Here is a 19407-nt window from a genome sequence, read left to right as displayed (position 1 = left end):
AATCCCTGTCACCATCCTCTACATTCTCTTGTTTAGCGTTTTTCTACGTTTATTCTTCCGTCACACAGATAAATTCATCCGTTGCCAATCTGTCAACGGATGTTATCATATTGCCAATTTGTCAACGGACGTGATGAAGAATGCACCTGATAACTCAAAAAGCATTGAAAGATGCTGCGGAAAAATACCCGCAACATAAAACGGAGTTGGTGGCTCTGGGGAACACGATTGCTAAGGGATATTTCAAAAAACCTGAGTCATTAAAAGCAGTATTCCCATCTCTGGATAACTTCAAATATCTGGATAAGCATTATGTTTTCAATGTTGGGGGCAATGAATTACGTGTTGTAGCAATGGTCTTTTTTGAATCGCAAAAGTGCTACATACGTGAAGTTATGACGCATAAAGAATACGATTTCTTTACCGCTGTTCATCGTACTAAGGGGAAAAAATGATTGCGATTGCCGACATCTTGCAAGCAGGAGAAAAGCTAACTGCTGTGGCACCTTTTCTGGCGGGTATTCAGAACGAGGAACAATACACCCAGGCGCTGGAACTGGTAGATCATCTGCTGCTCAACGATCCTGAAAACCCCTTGCTGGATCTGGTGTGTGCCAAAATAACCGCGTGGGAAGAATCAGCGCCCGAATTTGCGGAATTTAATGCCATGGCTCAAGCCATGCCTGGCGGTATCGCCGTGATTCGTACCCTTATGGATCAATATGGTTTAACCCTTTCCGATCTGCCGGAAATTGGCAGTAAATCTATGGTGTCACGCGTTTTGAGCGGGAAGAGGAAATTAACGCTGGAACACGCTAAAAAATTGGCAACGCGATTCGGCATTTCTCCCGCCTTGTTTATTGATTAACGCGACGTGCCGGATGCGTTGCATCCGGCGCTTCAAATAACGATTTAAATCTCCAGCGCCAGCCGTGTTCCCTGGGCAATTGCCCGTCGTGCGTCCAGCTCCATAGCCACATCGCAGCCGCCAATTAAATGCACAGTTTTCCCGCTATCAATCAGCGGTTGCGCCAGCGCGCGGTTTGGCTCTTGCCCTGCGCAGATCACCACATTGTCCACTGCTAATACCTGCGTTTCGCCGTTGATCACCACATGCAGCCCGTCATCGTCAATCTTCTGATAACTTACGCCTGGGATCATTTTCACACCCCGCGAGAGCAGGGTGGTGCGATGGATCCAGCCGGTGGTTTTGCCTAACCCCTGTCCCGGTTTGCTGGCTTTGCGCTGGAGCATCACAATTTGCCGTGGGCTACGCGGGATCTGCATTCCCTGCGGGCTTAAGCCACCAGCCTGTTGTAGGCTGCTGTCGATCCCCCACTCATTACAGAACCTGGCGATATTCTGGCTGGTGGATTCGCCCGGCTGACTTAAATACATCGCCGTATCAAAACCAATCCCGCCACAACCGATGATGGCAACCTTGTTGCCTACCGGCGCTTTGTCGCGCAGTACATCGAGATAACTCAATACCTTCGGATGATCGATCCCGTCGATAGGCGGAACACGCGGCACGATCCCACTGGCGAGGATCGTTTCATCGAACGCCTGTAACTGATCCGCCGTCACGGTGTGATTGAGTTTCAGCGTCACGCCCGTCACTTCGATCATCCGGCGGTAGTAGCGCAGCGTTTCGTAAAACTCCTCTTTGCCGGGGATCTGTTTGGCGATATTAAACTGCCCGCCGATCTCGCTGTGCGCATCAAACAATGTTACCTGATGCCCACGCGCCGCCGCGTTAATGGCAAACGCCAGCCCAGCAGGTCCAGCGCCGACCACCGCCAGATTTTTTTTCTGCACGGCGGGAAGGATTGGCATTTTGGTTTCGTGGCAGGCGCGAGGATTCACCAGGCACGAGGTGACTTTGCCAACGAAGATCTGATCGAGGCAGGCCTGGTTGCAGCCAATACAAGTGTTGATCTCATCGGCTCGCCCTGATTGCGCTTTTGACAGCAGTTCCGCATCCGCGAGAAACGGTCGCGCCATCGATACTATATCGGCATCGCCGCGCGAGAGAATATCGTCGGCAACCTGCGGATCGTTAATCCGGTTGGTGGTTACCAGCGGCAGCGAGACGTGGCCTTTCAGTTTGCGCGTGACCCAGCTAAATGCGCCGCGCGGCACGGGCGTGGCGATGGTCGGAATCCGCGCTTCGTGCCAGCCTATTCCGGTGTTGATAATGGTCGCGCCCGCCGCTTCAATGGCCTGCGCCAGTTCTACCGTTTCGGCAAAAGTGCCGCCGCCTTCGACCAGGTCGAGCATCGACAACCGGTAAATAATAATGAAGTCGTTGCCGACGCGTTCGCGCACCGTACGCACTACTTCTACGGCAAATCGCATCCGGTTGCGGTAATCGCCGCCCCACTGGTCACTACGCTGATTGGTGCGCAGCGTCAGAAATTCGTTGATCAAATACCCTTCAGAGCCCATCACTTCGACGCCATCGTATCCGGCCTCCCGCGCCAGTTGCGCGCAGCGGGCGAAATCGTCGATCAGTTGCAGGATCTCTTCATGGGTGAGTTCGTGAGGAACGAAACGGTTGATGGGGGCCTGCAATGCGGACGGTGCGACCAGATGCGGTTGGTAGCTGTAGCGCCCGGTATGCAAAATTTGCAGGGCGATTTTGCCGCCTTCCTGATGTACGGCTTCGGTAATGGTGCGATGGTGTGGGATCTGGCTGGCGTCGTTGAGCATTGCGCCACCTTCCATGCCAACGCCTATTAAATCTGGTGCAATGCCGCCGCTGACAATCAGCGCCACGCCGTGACGGGCGCGTTCGGCATAAAACGCAGCCAGCCGTTCAGCACCGTCCGGGTATTCCTCCAGCCCGGTGTGCATTGAACCCATCAACACGCGGTTTTTTAACGTGGTAAAACCTAAATCCAGCGGGGCGAACAGCGACGGGTAGCTCATAAAATTGTCCAGTATGTAAAATAATTGTTACGGATGAGTTCTAATTTAGCCGTCGATGGAGAAAAGGGAAAAGGGGAGTGCGGGGTTTGTGATGGGATTCAAAAAGAATACGCCCGGTGGTAACGCCGGATGCGACGCTTGCCGTGTTTTATCCGGCTTGGGGGATTGCACATGTAGGGCGGATAAGGCGTTCACGCCGCATCCGCCAGCCGTTGCAAATTACTGCTTACGGAAAAAATCGTTATACAACATATACAAATGAGCGGCACTCCAGGAGAAATTTGGTGCGCCTTGCTGCGCGCCTGTCAGCGGGTTGTAATTCTCCTGAATTGGGCCATCGGCGGTTAATCCTTTGGCGTGCCTGAAGAACGTATCCGCCAGCTTCAGGGCATCATCACGATAACCGTAACGCTCCATCCCTTTCAGACCAAACCAGAACTGATCCACCCATACGCGCCCGCGCCAGTAGATATCAGCGCCAAAAGCCGGATTGGTTAACGCCGCCGTTCCCAGCGGAACAAAGGTGTTGAACTCTTTAGGATCGAGCATCACCTTCACCACCGCGTCGGCATTGGCCTGCGTTGCCGCACCGTTAAACAGCGGCGACCAGCCTTCCGGCCCTTTACCGCGCTCAACAATCGGTTTGCCCGCGCAGCCGTTCGCCAGTGGTTTATCTTCAATACGTACGTCATAGTAGAACTGGGTAGTCGGGTCGAACATACAGGTGTTGATGTAGTCCGCGAGCTGCTGTGCCAACTGGCGATAGCGTTTGGCCTCTTCTGGCTTACCGAGGATGGTTGCCATCTCCGCCAGATAATGGTTATCGCTGTACATATAGCTGGCCTGATCCACCGACTCCTGCAATAGCGAGTAGCCCAGCAACGTTCCGTCCTGACTGCGGTTTTCGGCGAATTTCACCGTCTAGTCGCTACGTTTGCCGCCATTAGCGACATATTTATCCAACTGTTCTTTGTCGATAAAACCAAAGACGGCGGCATCATCACGCCCCGATTCCCACGACGCAGCGACCTGTGCCGGAATTTCCAGACTGTCGTACTGGCCTTTCTCCACCACGCGGGCGTAGTTGTTCAGCCCAGACTGCGTCTCTTCTTTATCGCCTTTTTTCACCGTAAACAGCATCTCGCCGCTCTCGGTGTTGTGGGCTTTGTCGCGGGTCGCGCCATATTCCGGCACCCCGTTGCCGTTATGATCGCGGTTACGTAACCACCAGTCGTGATAGGCCACCAGTTTCGGGTACATCTCTGCCAACCAGGCTTTATCCTGGGTGACGTTGTATACTTCCATCACCGACCAGGCGGCAAGGCTGGGTTTGGTATTACGTTCGTTCCAGTTGCCGCCATCGCCACCACGCTCGGGGCTAAGGTTCCACGCTATCAGGTCGGGGACAAAGCCCACATCCTGCGGACGCACGCTGTCGCCAGGCTGGATCTGCCAGGAGAAGACCGCGCGGATATTCTCTTTGGCGATATCCGGATTGAAATGCGCCATCGCAAACGCCTGCTTCCAGGTATCCCACGGCCAGGTCTGATTGCCGGAGAACCAGCGTCCGGTCACCGACGGCGTGACGGTGTTATAATTCACCGCACCGCCCGGTGAGCGCCAGTTACCGTTGAGCGTTTCGATCGCTTTCACCGCGACGCGCGTCTGTTCCGGCGTCGCATCCGGATTGGTTAACCCTTTCTTCAGGTATTCTTCCCAGCGTTGCTGCGAGGCGGTGAGATAAAACGCCGGACGCGCCAGAATATCGCGGATCTGCATTTGCTCTTTGCTAACTTCCTGAGCGGTCAGCAGATGGGAATAGGTGGTGTAGAGCGTGGTCGAACCGTTGATATGCGCCTTACTGGTAAAGCGATTACCGTTGATTTCAGTCTGCACCGGCAGGGATTTATGCACCTGATATTCCGATTCGCCGGAGGTCAGCAGATCCCAGGTGGCGCGCACTTTGCCAAAGGTGACTTTCAGGCCATCACGGGTGGCGCTGATTTTGCGCTGATAGTCAGGGTATTCGCCAGCAATGGTTTTATCGGAAAGCGGTTTCCCTTCTTTCGCTTCCAGTTTTTCCAGCAGTTCGCCATCCCACACCAGATCCAGCGGTTTATTGCTGATGATTTTAGTTTCCAGTAGTGACGTGCGCGGCGTGGCGAAGCGCAGAGTCATTTCGACCTGCACATCTTTTGCTGTCAGTTTTTGCACCAGCGCGCCGGGAATACTGTATGCCTCCAGCGTGAAGTTGACTTTCTTGCCGTCTTGCCAGACAGTCAGGCGGTCGAAATTGCTGGCCATAAAGTTGATGTATTCTTCCGTCAGCAGCGCAACGCCCGGAAAGCCGCCCATGGTGTTCGGGCCGTCTGGCAACAGATGACCATGCCAGGCTCCGAGATCGAAAAACGGATTAAAACGCTGGTGATCGTCGTAATCGTAATCCTTCATGTACTGCGGCGCACCAGTACGGTTAATCACGTTTTTATAATTGTCGGCGTTAGCGGCATGAGCGGAAAAACTTATCAGCAGAGCGCAGGTTACTGGCGTTAAAATAGTTTTGATTTTCATGAAATTACAGTCCTTATTACCAGTAGAAATATTGCATCAGGAAGATTTGGTCGCTGGGATCGTTAGAGGCATTTTTCATGTAGAAGCGGCTATCAAAAGCCGTGGCGAAACGTCCGCCGCCATATTCGTACCAGATACCAAACTGCATGAAAGAGGTGGTTTCATCGTCAGCGTGGTCAGGGCGATGTTTGGCGTAGGTGTAAGCGGTGGAGAGATAAACGCCCTTTAACGCTTCATACATGGCGCTCACCATCATCCCGCTTTCACTTCCCGGTACGTCCAGCCCGTCGGCACGTCCGGTATGGTGCCAGGCGCGAGCGGCAAAGTTAGGGGTAAACAGGCCCGTGAGATAGAGTTGTCCTGTGCCGTCGGTAATTTCCAGACCATTCATCCAGGTGATGCCTTCGGCAAGGTCATACTGGATGTAACCGTTCATCCATTGCCGGATAGGTGTATTTGTCGTCGTAGCGATCGTACTTGCCAAAATGTAGCCAGGCTTTGCTTTCGTCATGATGTCCGGCAGGTGTGGCGGTGACGCTATAACGAAAGTTGCCGCTTAAGTTCTGTACCTTCAGCGCGGTCATAATGTCGCGGGTATTGGGAATGACGTAGCCCAAATCGGGTGTGAAGTCGCCCCACCATTGCAGGTCATCCAGCGAGGAATCCTGACGCAGACTGAGCATGATTTCGGTGCCATCATTGGTACGATAACCGCCATAGAAACGGTTAATCCCACCTTCGAAACCACCCCAGCTATGGTCAGGCACCTAGGCATTACCGTCGTGGTCGGCCTGCACGGTCCAGCCTTCGCCGTAAATCAGGCCGAACCAGGAGCCGTACTTCATCTCCAGGCCACCTTCAATATAGGTGCCGTCGCTGTATTTATGTTTATTCTCACCCTCTAAATCCATATATCCACCAAGCCCTAATTCGCCGTAAAAACGAAATGAAGGAGAAGATGTCGAGGTAATTGCGGGTGTTTTTGTGTCGTCATGTTCTGCCGGACGTGCTTCTTCTCCTGCCGCAGAAAAGGCGTAGCAAAACGGCAGAGCAAGTAATGCTCTGCATGGTGCAGTGATTAATTTCATTGTGTTAATCCATGAGCTAAAGAAAAAGTACAGCCTTTTATCGTTGTAATTATAAAAATATAAAGGCAGAAACTATTTTCCCTCTCCTCATCCAGGAAGAGGGAAAATGCCTGCTCATTTTTTATTAGTCTGCTTAATCAACATTGCTGGCTGGCGTCGCTTCAATATGGCGCTCTTCAGCCGTTAATCCCTTTATATATTTACTGTATTTCCACCACGCAAAGCCGAGGAAGATAACAATACCGCCGACGTTATAAAAAATGATGGTCAGAATATTCGCGCCAGTCGGGAATGTCGAAGCGACAAACCCTACGGCAAATATCGCAATCAGCATTGAAACAACGATAATACCGGTGCGGCGGGAGCCCATACGGAAATCGCGTGGCAGGTGATCTAATTTGGCGCGTAAATTCAGGTAAGCCAGCATGATGAATAACGGCGGAAGCATGGACGCTGCGGCGGTCATATTAATAATGGTATTCATCAGATCCTGCACGGTATTGGAACCGAGCATCGGGATAATCATCAGCGGGATGACGATCAGAAACTGGATCCATGCTGCGCGCGCCGGAACGCCGTTTTCGTTAAGTTCGACGGTTTTCTTACCAAAGATGCCTTCCGGGATTTCGGAGAAGAAAATTTTCACCGGCGTTGCGGTCCACATCAGCAGGGAACCGAACATTGCGGTAAAGGACACCAGACCGACAAAGCGATTCATCAACGCTTCCGGCAGACCAAAATACGCCGCCATGCCGTGGAATACCTGCACCGATCCGCCGGTAAATTTCAACTCTTTGCTGCTGACGAAGACGTTAATCAGCACCGAGGAGACGGAATACAGTACGCCGATAAAAATCCCGGCGAGGATGATCACTTTAACGAACGATTTCGAACCGCCTTTGACGTCGTTAACGTACACCGCGACGGACTCCGCGCCACCTGCGGCCATAAAGATCCAGGTGGTAACGCCGAGGAACGCCCAGTTGAAGTTCGGGATCATCGCGTCAACGGTGATCGGATCGGCAGGCTGTACGTCGCCAACCAGTGCCGTACCTGCCAGTAAAATGTAGGAGAGCGTTAACAGCAGCATCAGCGTTGAAGTGACGGAGGTAATTGGCCCCAGCATTTTCGCCCCGTTGGTGGAAACCCAGGTGGAGAAGGCGAACAGCACCATACTGATAACGGTGGTGGCAACCGGCGTCATAATATATTCGTAGCCGAGGAAGGCATACGAAGCATAAGCAATAACGCGCGGCAACAGCGAGGTGAAAAAGAACAGATTTACGAACCAGTAAGTGTAGGCAGTAATAAATGCCCAACGTCCGCCCAGCGAACTTTTTACCCACGCGTAGACACCGGCTTCTGAGTTTTTATTTAACGAAACAAATTCTGCGATGATCAGACAGAAGGGAATAAAATAAAAAATCGTCGCGAGGAAAAACATCGGTGCCGAGGCCAGTCCAAGCTCAATATTATTATTGATAACGTTGTTAAAGCTGTAAACGGCGGCAAAAGTCAGCGAGAGCAAGCCGAATTTGCCGATTGTATTACGTTTGGTATCAGACATAACACATCTCCGAAAATGTGTAGGGTAGCGGTGGCGGCAAACTCCTTTTGCCGCCGTAGTTGTTATTTGTTATGGAAATAACCATCTTCGATGGTGACTTTGAGAACCACTTTTTTGACCGCGTTATTGCAGATAAACCGATACGCTTCATGGATATCGCAAATAACGATTTGCCCTTCGTGGACCTCTACGGTTTCTCCGCAGCCTTTTAAATATTCACGGTCAGTTTCATCACGATAATATTCCACTACCTGTAATGTCTCTTTCGGCGCATATTCAATTTTTTGCTGCCCTTGCAGGTAGTAATGCACTTCAAAATAGCGTCGATGCCCGGTAAATAGCGCATGGGTCGCGGAGTCATTTTCCACACGGTAGGTCAATGAATCACCGATGGAGTGGGCGACGCCAGGCTGAATGTTGTCGATATTTTCAATCGCTTCAACGCAGCGTTGCCACTTCTTGCCAGAGGCGTAAATCTGGCGGAACTGTTCTAAGTTATCGATGATCCTCATTGCTTATTCTCGCTGTGCAAATTCGTGGAAAAGAACCCTGCGCCGAACTCATACGACGCCAGGCTTTGCGCGGTAGCTTCTCCGCCAGAAACCGGCAGCAACGTAAAGCCGTAGCTGAAGTCACGGAACCAGACGCGCCAGGAGTCCAGCACCTCGCTGCCCCAGGAGTTGGAGCCGAGGCCAAGTAGCTGGTGGTCGAGGTTCAGGGTGATGTCATCACTGCGCTGCAGCTCGTTACAGTGCTGGGCAGCGTGGATGTTTTCCTGGGTATAGTGCCAGGCGCTGAAGTTAATTGGGCGCTGCGGAACCACCAGCAGACCGTTGTCGTGGCGGTTAGTCAGTGCCGTCCAGCGGACATGCTGACGGTTGCCGTTGTTCTGCGGGAAGGGATAGTTCTCGAACATGGCATCGACGGTGCTGCGCCAGATATCGATGATGTTAGCCTGCTGGCTGTCGGCGTAGTTTTCGCCCGGTCCACGACCGTAATACGCCACCTGATCGTATTCGCCGTTAATCCCCATGGTGAAACCGATGCACGGAATGATGTGCGGATAGTCGCCGTAACGCTCGCCGGAAAGCGCCACGTTAACCTGGCCATCGGCAGCGATGCGCCAGATGTAGGTACAGCGCATCCCGAAGTCAAACACCGGCGGTGCAATAACTGTGCGGCTGATGATCAACACTTCACCATCGCTCTGTTCTACGGCAAAGTCGCGCAGATGTTCCTGCATGATCTGCAAATGATTCGGCTGCCACAACCCTTCGTACTCCTGCTTGTGGTTGTCGATCATCGGCTTGAAGAAGTTGATCTTTGGCTCGCGGGTCAGCAGCGACTCGCCATTTACCTGCCAGGATGTCGGTTTGCCACTCATTTTTGAGAAGGTGATCGCGAAGTTGTAGCCGCGAACGGTGCAGCTCAAACGATCGTCTTCCAGCGTCAGCGGACGCGCATTATTTGGTGCGAAAGGCACTGGCTGCGCGGTGTTTTCCTTCAGCGGGAACTGATAAGTGGCGATAGAATGCCCGGCTTCGCTGTAGCGGGTGCGGGAATCTTTGGTCACCGTAATGTTGAGGAACGCTTCGCGGGCGTCCAGCTGCGGCAGCGTGATCTGCAAGGGGGCTTCGCTGTTCGGCGCAACGTCGCGCAGTTTAATCTGCTGCGTCGCGAGCGTTTCACCTTCGGCGCGCACCTCTGCGTGCAGGGTGTAGTCATCAAGCGTGGTAAACCACAGTTTATTTTCGACTTTCAACTCGCCGCGAGTCAGCGCGTGGATTTTTACCGGCGCGATAACCTGTTTGTACTCTTTCAGGCCCGATCCCGGCGTCTGATCGGAATAGATCAAACCATCAAGACAGAAGTTATAGTTGTTGGGATAGTCGCCGTAGTCGCCGCCGAATTTATACCAGACATTGCCGTGGTCGTCCTGTGCCTGGATCCCGTGGTCGCACCACTCCCAGACATAATGACCCTGAATGCAATCGTGCTTATAGAAGACGTTCTGGTACTCCGTCAGCCCGCCCGGTCCGTTCCCCATCGCATGAGCATATTCACAGATGATGCGCGGCTTCGGATGCGGGTATTCACCAAACTCATTCATCAGCGGCACGCGGGTGTACATGGTGGAAATAATATCGACCACTTCAGCATCGCGATCTTCTTCGTAATGCACCAGTCGCGTGTCATCCAGCGCTTTCGCCGCATGGTACATCGCGCGGATGTTACAGCCATAGCCGGATTCATTGCCCAGCGACCAGATGATGATCGACGGATGGTTTTTCTGTGCGTGGATATGGCGAACAATGCGCTCGACGTAGACTTTTTCCCACTGCGGATCGTCGGTAATACGGCTGATATCGCCGACATTAGCAAAGCCGTGCGATTCGACGTCGGTTTCCGCCATCACAAACAGGCCGTAGATATCACACAATTCGTAAAAACGCGGATCGTTCGGGTAGTGAGCGGTACGCACGGAGTTGATATTGTGCTGCTTCATCAACTGGAGATCTTTCTCGACGCGATCCATTCCAACGGCGCGGCCTTTGCGATGATCGTTGTCGTGACGGTTGACGCCGTGCAGCATCACATAACGGTTATTGATCCAGAACAGACCGTCGCGCACTTTGATATCACGGAAGCCAACGCGTTGTGGCACCACTTCCAGAACGTTGCCGTTGGCGTCTTTCAGCGTCATGACCAGATGGTAAAGATAAGGGGATTCTGCTGACCATTGCTGCGGCTGTTCGACAGTAAAAGCAAAGCTGGCGCTGGTCAGTTTTTCAATTGCCAAATGATCAATGGCGCTGCTGTGCACCACGCGTTCGCCATCAAACAGGGTATATTCCAGCGTCGTGACGACAGGGGAGGCGGCGAGATTTTCCAGCACCACTTCGCAGGAAAGCGTGGCATCGCAATAGGCTTCGTCAAAGTCGGTACGCACAGTGAAATCGTTAATATGCGTTAGGTGTTTTCCGACCAGATAAACATCGCGGAAGATCCCCGCCGACCACCACATATCCTGGTCTTCCACGTAGGTAGAGTCCGCCCACTGCATCACGCGCACACACAACAGGTTGTCGCCGGTTTTAACCATCGCGCTGATGTCAAACTCTGCGGTCAGGCGACTGCCCTTGCTGAAACCCACATACTGACCGTTAACGTAGACTTCAAAATAGGTTTCGACGCCGTCAAATTTAATCAGCGTCTGTTTACCCTGCCAGCCGTCGCTGAGGGTGAAAATACGTTGATAGGCACCGGTTGGGTTATCGCTGGGGACAAACGGCACATCGATGGGGAACGGAAAACCTTCGTCGGTATATTGCAGTTTGCCGTGACCTTCCATTTGCCACATGGCGGGGACGGTAATATGCCCCCAGTCAGCCATTAACTCAGAGGTGAAGGCTTCTGGTACTTGCAGCGGATGGTCAAAAAAGTGGAAATTCCACTGACCGCTTAAGGGCAGAAACAGGCTGCTGGTTTCGCGGGCAAAGGTACGCGCTTGCGCAACAGAATCATATGAAAAAAAGTACGCACGCGGCGCAAGTCGGTTTTCGTGGGTGAGCTGAATGTTTTCCCAGCGATTCATAGGACCTCCCGGTAGAGAGAAATCGGAACCATTCATGGTGATGGTAGTTTGTGTAATTGCTGGGGGGGTTAGTAAAATTTTTACTAAAAGTAGCAGGTAAATGCATTTACTTTAACTGGATCACGAAAATAAACGGCAGCACTGTCCGGCAAAAATGATTGCCGGACAGTGTGTAAGGGGATTTAACGGGTCGTGCCGCGCAGTTTTAATTTGCTGGGAACGAAGACTAGCAGCGGCAGCGCGCGACCATCGCGGGCTTTTTCATACACCAGGTTAACGCCCTGACTTCCCATCATCTCGGAATGGATGCGCACGGTGGAGAGCGGCGGAAAGGTAAATCGCGCGGTGGGGATATCGTTAACGCTGATAAGCGAAATATCTTGTGGGATGTTCAGGCCACGTTCATGAATTGCCCGCAGTACGCCGATAGCAATGGAATCGGAAGCAACAAACAGTGCCTTCGGATAGTCTTCCCGCGCCAGCATTTGTTTTGCCAGTTCATAACCCGACGAACTGGAAAAACCGCCGCGCCAGATATCCTCTTCGCGTACCACTTGTTTCAGTCGGCCATATTCCGCAAAGGCGACCTCACGAATATCCGCCTTGCCAGGCTCATCTTCACCGCCAATAAAACCAATACGATTAACGCCCTGGTTGATATAGAAGTCGATGATTTCTTTACTGATGCGTGCCAGATCGATATCCACCGCATCGTAACCGCTGCCGGGTTCGTGAAAGTCGATAAAACAGATATTGTCGGTCAACGCGCTGGCAGCGGCGCGCAGGGCGGGCGTGGGTTTGCCGACAATTAAAATACCGGTGACGTTTTTAATGTCTGGTAATCCGTTGTGTTCATAACAGTTGGTCAGTTCGATCGCCAGCTTTTCGCACTGAGTTTCAATGCCGTGGCGGATCGCCAGATAGTAAGGATCGTTGATCTCCAGCTCCTGCTGGTAGCTGTAGATAGCCAGAATATGGTGTTGGTTGACTGCGCCTGTCTGTAGTTTACGGGCGCTACTGGTCTTGTACTCCAGCTTTTCGGCGATCTCGAGAATGCGATGTTTCGTCTCTTCTTTCACATTCAATGTCGGATCGTCATTTAAGACCCTGGATACTGTCGCCAGGGATACGCCAGCTTCGATTGCGATGTCTTTTAATGTTGCCATGTTTACCTTTTTTACTTTCCCTGATGTGCGCCCCCATTGTAGAGGAAGTGCTTATCGGGTCACCTGTTTTCAGTAAATAAAGCGCGTTTCTTTGACGCTGTAACGGTAACACAGCGGCTTAGGAATGTGATCACGCCTGCATTCTCCATTTTTAGCCTACAGGATTGAGAAAAACTTTTGCTATAGTTTAGTAAAATTTTACCCGAAGGGAGGAAGCAATGGAAACCGTGGCTTACGCTGATTTTGCACGTCTGGAAATGCGCGTCGGAAAGATTGTGGAAGTGAAACGCCATGAAAACGCCGACAAGCTGTACATCGTACAGGTTGATGTGGGGAAAAAACACTGCAAACCGTGACCAGCTTGGTGCCGTACTACAGCGAAGAGGAGCTGATGGGGAAAACGGTGGTGGTCTTATGCAATCTGCAAAAAGCGAAAATGCGTGGTGAAACGTCGGAATGCATGCTGTTGTGTGCGGAAACCGATGACGGCAGTGAAAGCGTGTTGTTAACGCCGGAGCGGATGATGCCTGCGGGCGTACGCGTCGTATAAAAAGATCGGATGGCGACGTCGTATCGCCATCCGATTTGATATTACGCTTCTTCGACACTTACTCGCATGGCCGCCAGCGCCTTACGCGCCGCTTTGATCACCAGTTCACACTGTTCAATGGTCAGTGTCAGTGGCGGTTCAATGCGGATCGTTTTGGCGTTATTGAGCGTTCCGGCCACCAGTACGCGCTGGCGGAACATCTCGCTGGCAAAGTTATAGCCGATTTCGTTATCAACAAACTCAATCGCCATCAACATCCCTTTACCACGCGCTTCCTGTACCAGATCGGGATATTCCCGCGCCAGTTGACGGAAACCGTCCAGCAACATATCGCCTTTTTGCTCAGCCTGAGCCGGTAAGTTCTGCTCCAGCAACACATTGATGGTCGCCAGCGCCGCCGCACAGGCCAGCGGGTTGCCGCCAAAGGTGGTGGTATGCAGGAATGGGTTGTCGAACAGAACTGAAAACACCTCTTCAGTGGCGATGGTCGCGCCAATCGGCATCACGCCGCCGCCGAGGGCTTTTGCCAGACACAGAATGTCCGGCTGAACGTTCTCATGTTCGCAGGCAAACATCTTGCCCGTGCGCCCCATGCCCGTTTGTACTTCATCGAGGATCATCAGTGCGCCGAACTCATCGCACAGCTTACGCACGGCGGTGAGATAGCCCGGCGGCGGCAGAATTACGCCACCTTCGCCCTGAATCGGTTCGAGGATCACCGCAGCCACATCATCACCGGTTTTTTTGCACTCATTAAGAGCCGTGCGCATGGCTTCGATATTGCCAAACGGCACATGACGGAACCCTGGCAGCAGTGGCATAAACGGTTTGCGGAAGGTCGATTTCGCCGTGGCCGACAGCGCGCCAAGTGATTTACCGTGGAACGCGCCGCTGGTGGCAATAAAAGTAAATTTGCCGCGCGGCGACTGATAAGCCTTCGCCAGCTTCAGCGCCGCTTCAACGGACTCGGTGCCGCTATTACAGAAGAAGCTGTATTTCAGTTTACCGGGCGTTAGCGCAGCAAGGGTTTTCGCCAGCATAGCCCGTAGCGGATCGAGTAGCTCCTGGCTGTGCAGTGGTTGTTTCGCAAGTTGATTCTGTACGGCGGAAACCACAACTGGATTACGGTGCCCCACGTTGAAAATTCCAAAACCTCCCAGGCAGTCGATAAACTCCTGTCCTTGGGTGTCGACAAGCGTATTTAAACCTCCCGCTTGCCACTCTACGGCTCCGTAATCCCCGCCGGCGGTAACAGATTTGCGATACTCTAAAAACCCCGGATTGACATGCTCTTTGAAGTATTCAATCACCTCTCGGTTAAGTGCTTTCATCTCCTCATGATCCAGCGTTCGCTTCTCAATGAGATTCAGGGCGTGGGCGCTGCACGCTAAAGCCGATGCGCTCGAAGGTAACCTGTTCAAAATATGCTCCGGAGGCTCGCGTATCACATGATACCGATTTAAGTATTGCAGGGATTGCGCCACTCCGGCTGCGATCGCGAAAATCGGGATAAACACAAATGCGGTTATCATTTGTGCAATATTTAATGCTATCCGTTAACATTTGTTGTTATTTTGCACGGTTTTGTCGGGTATGGATTTGATGATTGCTGCGCAAATGCACGTTTTCAGGGCAATAATTGCCTGATTTTTGGGCAAGATAATTAACGTTTTCGTATAGTAACAGAGTGAAAGTATTTTAAATCAAAGAATTAGATTTGTGCTTTAATCGCAAATTGCGATCTAAATCAAATTAATCGGTTAAAGATAACCGCAGCGGGGCCGACATAAACTCTGACAAGAAGTTAACAACCATATAACCTGCACAGGACGCGAACATGTCTTCTCATCCGTATGTCACCCAGCAAAATACGCCGCTGGCGGACGATACCACTCTGATGTCCACTACCGATCTGCAAAGCTATATCACTCATGCTAATGACACTTTTGTGCAGGTGAGCGGCTTTACCTTGCAAGAGTTACAAGGGCAGCCGCACAACATGGTGCGTCACCCGGATATGCCAAAAGCGGCGTTTGCGGATATGTGGTTCACCCTGAAAAAAGGGGAGCCCTGGAGCGGCATCGTGAAAAATCGCCGCAAAAATGGCGACCATTATTGGGTGCGGGCCAATGCGGTACCGATGGTGCGCGAGGGAAAAATCAGTGGCTATATGTCGATTCGTACCCGGGCGACGGATGAAGAGATTGCGGCGGTGGAGCCGCTGTACAAAGCGTTGAACTCCGGACGTACCAGTAAGCGTATTCATAAAGGCCTGGTGGTGCGTAAAGGCTGGCTGGGTAAACTGCCTTCATTACCGCTTCGCTGGCGGACGCGTGGAGTGATGACCCTGATGTTTATCTTGCTGGCGGCCATGCTTTGGTTTGTTGCTGCCCCGGTGGTGACGTATTTCCTCTGTGTGTTAGTGGTATTGTTGGCAAGCGCTTGTTTTGAATGGCAGATTGTGCGCCCGATAGAAAATGTCGCCCGTCAGGCACTGAAGGTGGCGACCGGAGAGCGTAATAGTGTTGAGCACCTGAATCGCAGCGATGAGCTGGGGCTGACATTACGCGCGGTAGGGCAGCTTGGCCTGATGTGCCGTTGGCTAATTAACGATGTCTCAAGCCAGGTGTCCAGTGTCAGAAATGGCAGTGAGACGCTGGCGAAAGGCACCGATGAACTGAACGAACATACCCAGCAGACAGTTGATAACGTTCAGCAAACGGTGGCGACCATGAACCAAATGGCGGCGTCGGTGAAACAGAACTCTGCCACGGCGTCGGCTGCCGATAAACTTTCTATCACCGCCAGTAATGCGGCAGTGCAGGGTGGGGAGGCGATGACCACGGTGATCAAGACAATGGACGATATCGCCGACAGTACCCAGCGCATTGGCACCATTACTTCGCTGATTAACGATATTGCGTTTCAGACCAATATTCTGGCCCTGAATGCGGCGGTGGAAGCGGCGCGTGCCGGCGAACAGGGCAAAGGTTTTGCAGTGGTGGCAGGGGAAGTGCGTCATTTAGCCAGCCGCAGCGCTAATGCTGCCAACGATATTCGCAAGCTGATTGATGCCAGTGCTGATAAGGTGCAATCCGGTTCGCAGCAGGTACACGCCGCCGGACGGACGATGGAAGATATTGTGGCACAGGTGAAAAACGTCACCCAGTTGATCGCCCAGATTAGCCATTCAACGCTGGAACAGGCCGATGGGCTTTCCAGCCTGACCCGTGCAGTGGATGAGCTTAACCTGATCACCCAGAAAAATGCCGAGCTGGTGGAAGAGAGTGCGCAGGTGTCGGCGATGGTGAAACACCGCGCCAGCCGACTGGAAGACGCGGTGACGGTGCTGCATTAATCGGTATGCCGGATCCGGCGGTTGGAGCACAATGCCTGATGCGATGCTGACGCATCTTATCAGGCCTGCGGGGTGTGTAGCGGGTGTAGGCCGGATAAGGCGCGTCAAGCGTCGCATCCGGCAATTGCACCGCGCCACTGGCGGATGCGGCGATTAATCCAGTTGCGTAATATCAAAAGCGGCGCGGTCGATCACCGCAATGATCTTTTTTATTTGTGCATCACTGATATCGCTCTGGTTGACGCGTAAATCCAGCACCGCTTTAAAATTATCCAGCGCCCGCTTCATTTGCGGGTTCTGGCGCAGCGCCGCGCCAACGCAACGCGCTTTGATGCGTTCTTCAATCATCTCCACCTGTTCGCGGTTTTCTTCCAGCCACTGCGCGCCTTGTTCGGTCAGCGCAATCTGCTTCTTACCACCTTCCTCTTCGCGGATGGTAATCAGCGACTGCTCCTGCAGAAAATCCAGCGTCGGGTAGATGACGCCCGGGCTTGGGGTGTAATTCCCCTGGGTTAGATTCTCAATCGCTTTAATCAATTCGTAACCGTGGCTGTCATCGCGCGAGAGAATATCCAGAATCACCAGACGCAATTCACCGTGACCAAAGAAACGTTGCCGACGACCGCCGCCGCGACCGTGGCGACCACCGCAACATTGACCGTGTTCATGCTGGTGACCGTGTCCGCAGTGCTCGTGTTCTGACTTCTCACCTTTGCAGCAGCCCTCATGGCGTGGCTGGCCTTCATGTTTACAACACCCTTCGTGATGATGGCTCATATCAGCCTCCTTTTGCTTGATTAGATATATCTAATTTATATCTGATGTGAGCATTACTGCAAGTACAAAAATGATTTTTAAACGTGGAAGCACCTCACATCTAGGCCGGATAAGACGTTCACGCCGCATCCGGCAGCATTGCTATGGCACTGAATGCCTTCACATACTTCAGACATATCAGTTCTACAAATCGCTTGCATTTATCATGATTAACAATCATTATCATTTGCGAATTTTATTTAGATATATCTGATTACCATCACGAAGGCGATAACAATGAATAACACCCCCCGCTACCCGCAGCGCGTTCGCAATGATCTGCGCTTCCGTGAACTGACTGTGCTACGCGTTGAGCGCATCAGCGCCGGTTTTCAGCGCATTGTCCTTGGCGGCGAGGCGTTGGACGGTTTTACATCGCGCGGCTTTGACGATCACAGCAAACTCTTCTTTCCTCAACCTGACGCTCACTTTGTGCCGCCAACGGTAACGGAAGAGGGCATCGTCTGGCCGGAAGGACCACGCCCACCGTCGCGTGACTATACGCCACTGTATGACGAACTACGCCATGAACTGGCGATCGATTTCTTTATTCACGACGGTGGGGTCGCCAGCGGCTGGGCGATAAACTTACGGTGGCAGGTCCGCGCGGTTCGCTGGTGGTGCCGGAAGATTACGCGTATCAGCTGTATGTCTGCGATGAATCCGGAATGCCCGCACTGCGCCGCCGCCTGGAAACGTTGAGCAAACTTGCCGTTAAACCGCAAGTTAGTGCGCTGGTTAGCGTGCGGGATAACGCCTGTCAGGATTATCTCGCGCACCTTGATGGTTTTAATATCGAATGGCTGGCACATGATGAGCAGGCGGTAGATGCGCGTCTGGCGCAGATGCAAATCCCTGCCAGATGATTACTTCATCTGGATAACCGGCGAAGGTAAAGTCGTTAAGAATTTAAGCCGCCGCTTTGAAGCGGAACAGTATGACCCACAGCGGGTACGTGCAGCGGCTTACTGGCACGCAAAGTAACTGATATATAAAAAGAAAAAGGCTGACGATTTCTCGTCAGCCTTTGCTATATCTGGTGGCCCCTGCTGGACTTGAACCAGCGACCAAGCGATTATGAGTCGCCTGCTCTAACCACTGAGCTAAGGGGCCATGGTAGCGGATTATAAAGTAACTCCGTGTCGCAATCCAGCCATTACCGCGCGCCTGCTGTTTTTATAAACAATGTATTTTCAATCCGTTATACTTTTCCTGGTGATGTTAGAAAGGAGTAAATATGGTTGAGGATATTTTGGCTCCAGGGTTACGGGTCGTGTTTTGCGGTATCAACCCTGGGCTTTCATCCGCCGGGACTGGTTTTCCCTTTGCTCATCCGGCAAATCGCTTCTGGAAGGTGATATATCAGGCCGGGTTTACCGACCGTCAGTTGAAGCCGCAGGAGGCACAGCATCTGCTGGATTATCGTTGTGGCGTCACCAAACTGGTAGACCGTCCAACGGTGCAAGCCAATGAAGTTTCAAAGCAGGAGCTGCACGCAGGTGGGCGTAAGCTGATTGAAAAAATTGAAGATTATCAGCCGCAGGCGTTGGCGATTCTGGGCAAACAAGCATATGAACAGGGATTCAGCCAGCGCGGTGCACAGTGGGGGAAACAAACGCTCACCATTGGTTCGACGCAGATTTGGGTGCTGCCAAATCCCAGCGGTTTAAGTCGCGTTTCACTGGAGAAACTGGTTGAAGCGTATCGCGAGCTGGACCAGGCGCTGGTAGTGCGTGGGCGATAAAAAACGCCACCGAAAAGGTGT

Annotated in this window: 11 protein-coding genes, 1 tRNA gene and 4 pseudogenes; 6 read left to right on the top strand and 10 right to left on the bottom strand. The window is 52.4% G+C overall.

The features are described from left to right. Window positions 1–140: 140 nt before the first annotated feature. Window positions 141–455: a type II toxin-antitoxin system toxin HigB gene (higB, locus tag ACUU1I_RS09070; protein WP_000550189.1), complete on the top strand. Its 315-nt coding sequence runs from the start codon at window positions 141–143 to the stop codon at window positions 453–455. After that, window positions 452–868, top strand: a complete 417-nt coding sequence (gene higA, locus ACUU1I_RS09065; RefSeq protein ID WP_000560266.1) for a type II toxin-antitoxin system antitoxin HigA — start codon at window positions 452–454, stop codon at window positions 866–868. The genes higB and higA overlap by 4 nt, the downstream gene beginning before the upstream one ends. A 44-nt stretch (window positions 869–912) precedes the next feature. On the opposite strand, the gene fadH is transcribed toward higA, so the two are convergent. The 7 genes and pseudogenes from fadH to ebgR form a co-directional block, all read right to left on the bottom strand. Further along, window positions 913–2931: an NADPH-dependent 2,4-dienoyl-CoA reductase gene (gene fadH / locus ACUU1I_RS09060; RefSeq protein ID WP_000121404.1), complete on the bottom strand. Its 2019-nt coding sequence runs from the start codon at window positions 2929–2931 to the stop codon at window positions 913–915. A gap of 219 nt (window positions 2932–3150) precedes the next feature. Next, a pseudogene (gene ygjK / locus ACUU1I_RS09055) lies at window positions 3151–5502 on the bottom strand (alpha-glucosidase). A 16-nt stretch (window positions 5503–5518) separates the two neighbouring features. Beyond that, window positions 5519–6590: pseudogene (gene ygjJ, locus ACUU1I_RS09050) on the bottom strand (protein YgjJ). Window positions 6591–6723: 133 nt separating this feature from the next. Beyond that, a complete protein-coding gene (locus ACUU1I_RS09045) occupies window positions 6724–8157 on the bottom strand; it encodes an amino acid permease (RefSeq protein ID WP_001285460.1) in 1434 nt (477 codons plus the stop codon). Between the two features lie 62 nt (window positions 8158–8219). After that, a complete protein-coding gene (locus ACUU1I_RS09040; protein ID WP_001219944.1) occupies window positions 8220–8669 on the bottom strand; it encodes a beta-galactosidase subunit beta in 450 nt (149 codons plus the stop codon). Beyond that, window positions 8666–11752 (bottom strand): beta-galactosidase subunit alpha, encoded by a 3087-nt coding sequence (gene ebgA / locus ACUU1I_RS09035; protein ID WP_001082861.1) that lies wholly within the window; start codon window positions 11750–11752, stop codon window positions 8666–8668. Before ebgA ends, ACUU1I_RS09040 begins: the two co-directional genes overlap by 4 nt. A 182-nt stretch (window positions 11753–11934) precedes the next feature. Continuing rightward, window positions 11935–12918, bottom strand: coding sequence for a transcriptional regulator EbgR (gene ebgR / locus ACUU1I_RS09030; RefSeq protein WP_000212445.1), 984 nt, complete (start codon window positions 12916–12918; stop codon window positions 11935–11937). Window positions 12919–13136: 218 nt separating this feature from the next. On the opposite strand from ebgR, the pseudogene ACUU1I_RS09025 reads away from it, so the two are divergent. Next, a pseudogene (locus ACUU1I_RS09025) lies at window positions 13137–13468 on the top strand (tRNA-binding protein). A gap of 41 nt (window positions 13469–13509) precedes the next feature. On the opposite strand, the gene ygjG reads toward ACUU1I_RS09025, so the two are convergent. After that, complete coding sequence (ygjG, locus tag ACUU1I_RS09020) at window positions 13510–14889, bottom strand: putrescine aminotransferase (RefSeq protein WP_001297164.1); 1380 nt, start codon at window positions 14887–14889, stop codon at window positions 13510–13512. A 416-nt stretch (window positions 14890–15305) separates the two neighbouring features. Between ygjG and aer the strand changes: the two genes are divergently transcribed. After that, window positions 15306–16826 (top strand): aerotaxis sensor receptor Aer, encoded by a 1521-nt coding sequence (gene aer / locus ACUU1I_RS09015; protein ID WP_000094700.1) that lies wholly within the window; start codon window positions 15306–15308, stop codon window positions 16824–16826. A 153-nt stretch (window positions 16827–16979) separates the two neighbouring features. Here the strand turns inward: aer and nfeR are convergent, their stop codons facing one another. Beyond that, on the bottom strand, window positions 16980–17603 hold the full coding sequence (nfeR, locus tag ACUU1I_RS09010; RefSeq protein WP_000018003.1) for a DNA-binding transcriptional regulator NfeR: 624 nt from the start codon (window positions 17601–17603) through the stop codon (window positions 16980–16982). Between the two features lie 276 nt (window positions 17604–17879). On the opposite strand from nfeR, the pseudogene nfeF reads away from it, so the two are divergent. Then, window positions 17880–18626: pseudogene (gene nfeF / locus ACUU1I_RS09005) on the top strand (NADPH-dependent ferric chelate reductase NfeF). 53 nt (window positions 18627–18679) lie between these two features. Here nfeF and ACUU1I_RS09000 read toward each other — a convergent pair. Continuing rightward, window positions 18680–18755, bottom strand: a tRNA-Ile gene (locus ACUU1I_RS09000). 124 nt (window positions 18756–18879) lie between these two features. Here ACUU1I_RS09000 and mug point away from each other — a divergent pair. Continuing rightward, window positions 18880–19386 carry a G/U mismatch-specific DNA glycosylase gene (gene mug, locus ACUU1I_RS08995; RefSeq protein ID WP_000228937.1) on the top strand — a complete coding sequence of 169 codons (507 nt, stop codon included), beginning with the start codon at window positions 18880–18882 and terminating at the stop codon, window positions 19384–19386. Window positions 19387–19407: the final 21 nt, after the last annotated feature.

The sequence above is a fragment of the Shigella sp. SIG3 genome (assembly GCF_053555855.1).
Note: the sequence above shows the minus strand (reverse complement) of the source record. Positions and strands in the feature narration are given on the sequence as shown.

What these genes read in the sequence shown, in the direction of transcription:
- higB (WP_000550189.1), top strand. Translation starts at nt 141, where the DNA reads ATGCACCTGATAACTCAAAAAGCATTGAAAGATGCTGCGGAAAAATAC.
- higA (WP_000560266.1), top strand. Translation starts at nt 452, where the DNA reads ATGATTGCGATTGCCGACATCTTGCAAGCAGGAGAAAAGCTAACTGCT.
- fadH (WP_000121404.1), bottom strand. Translation starts at nt 2,931, where the DNA reads ATGAGCTACCCGTCGCTGTTCGCCCCGCTGGATTTAGGTTTTACCACG.
- ACUU1I_RS09045 (WP_001285460.1), bottom strand. Translation starts at nt 8,157, where the DNA reads ATGTCTGATACCAAACGTAATACAATCGGCAAATTCGGCTTGCTCTCG.
- ACUU1I_RS09040 (WP_001219944.1), bottom strand. Translation starts at nt 8,669, where the DNA reads ATGAGGATCATCGATAACTTAGAACAGTTCCGCCAGATTTACGCCTCT.
- ebgA (WP_001082861.1), bottom strand. Translation starts at nt 11,752, where the DNA reads ATGAATCGCTGGGAAAACATTCAGCTCACCCACGAAAACCGACTTGCG.
- ebgR (WP_000212445.1), bottom strand. Translation starts at nt 12,918, where the DNA reads ATGGCAACATTAAAAGACATCGCAATCGAAGCTGGCGTATCCCTGGCG.
- aer (WP_000094700.1), top strand. Translation starts at nt 15,306, where the DNA reads ATGTCTTCTCATCCGTATGTCACCCAGCAAAATACGCCGCTGGCGGAC.
- nfeR (WP_000018003.1), bottom strand. Translation starts at nt 17,603, where the DNA reads ATGAGCCATCATCACGAAGGGTGTTGTAAACATGAAGGCCAGCCACGC.
- mug (WP_000228937.1), top strand. Translation starts at nt 18,880, where the DNA reads ATGGTTGAGGATATTTTGGCTCCAGGGTTACGGGTCGTGTTTTGCGGT.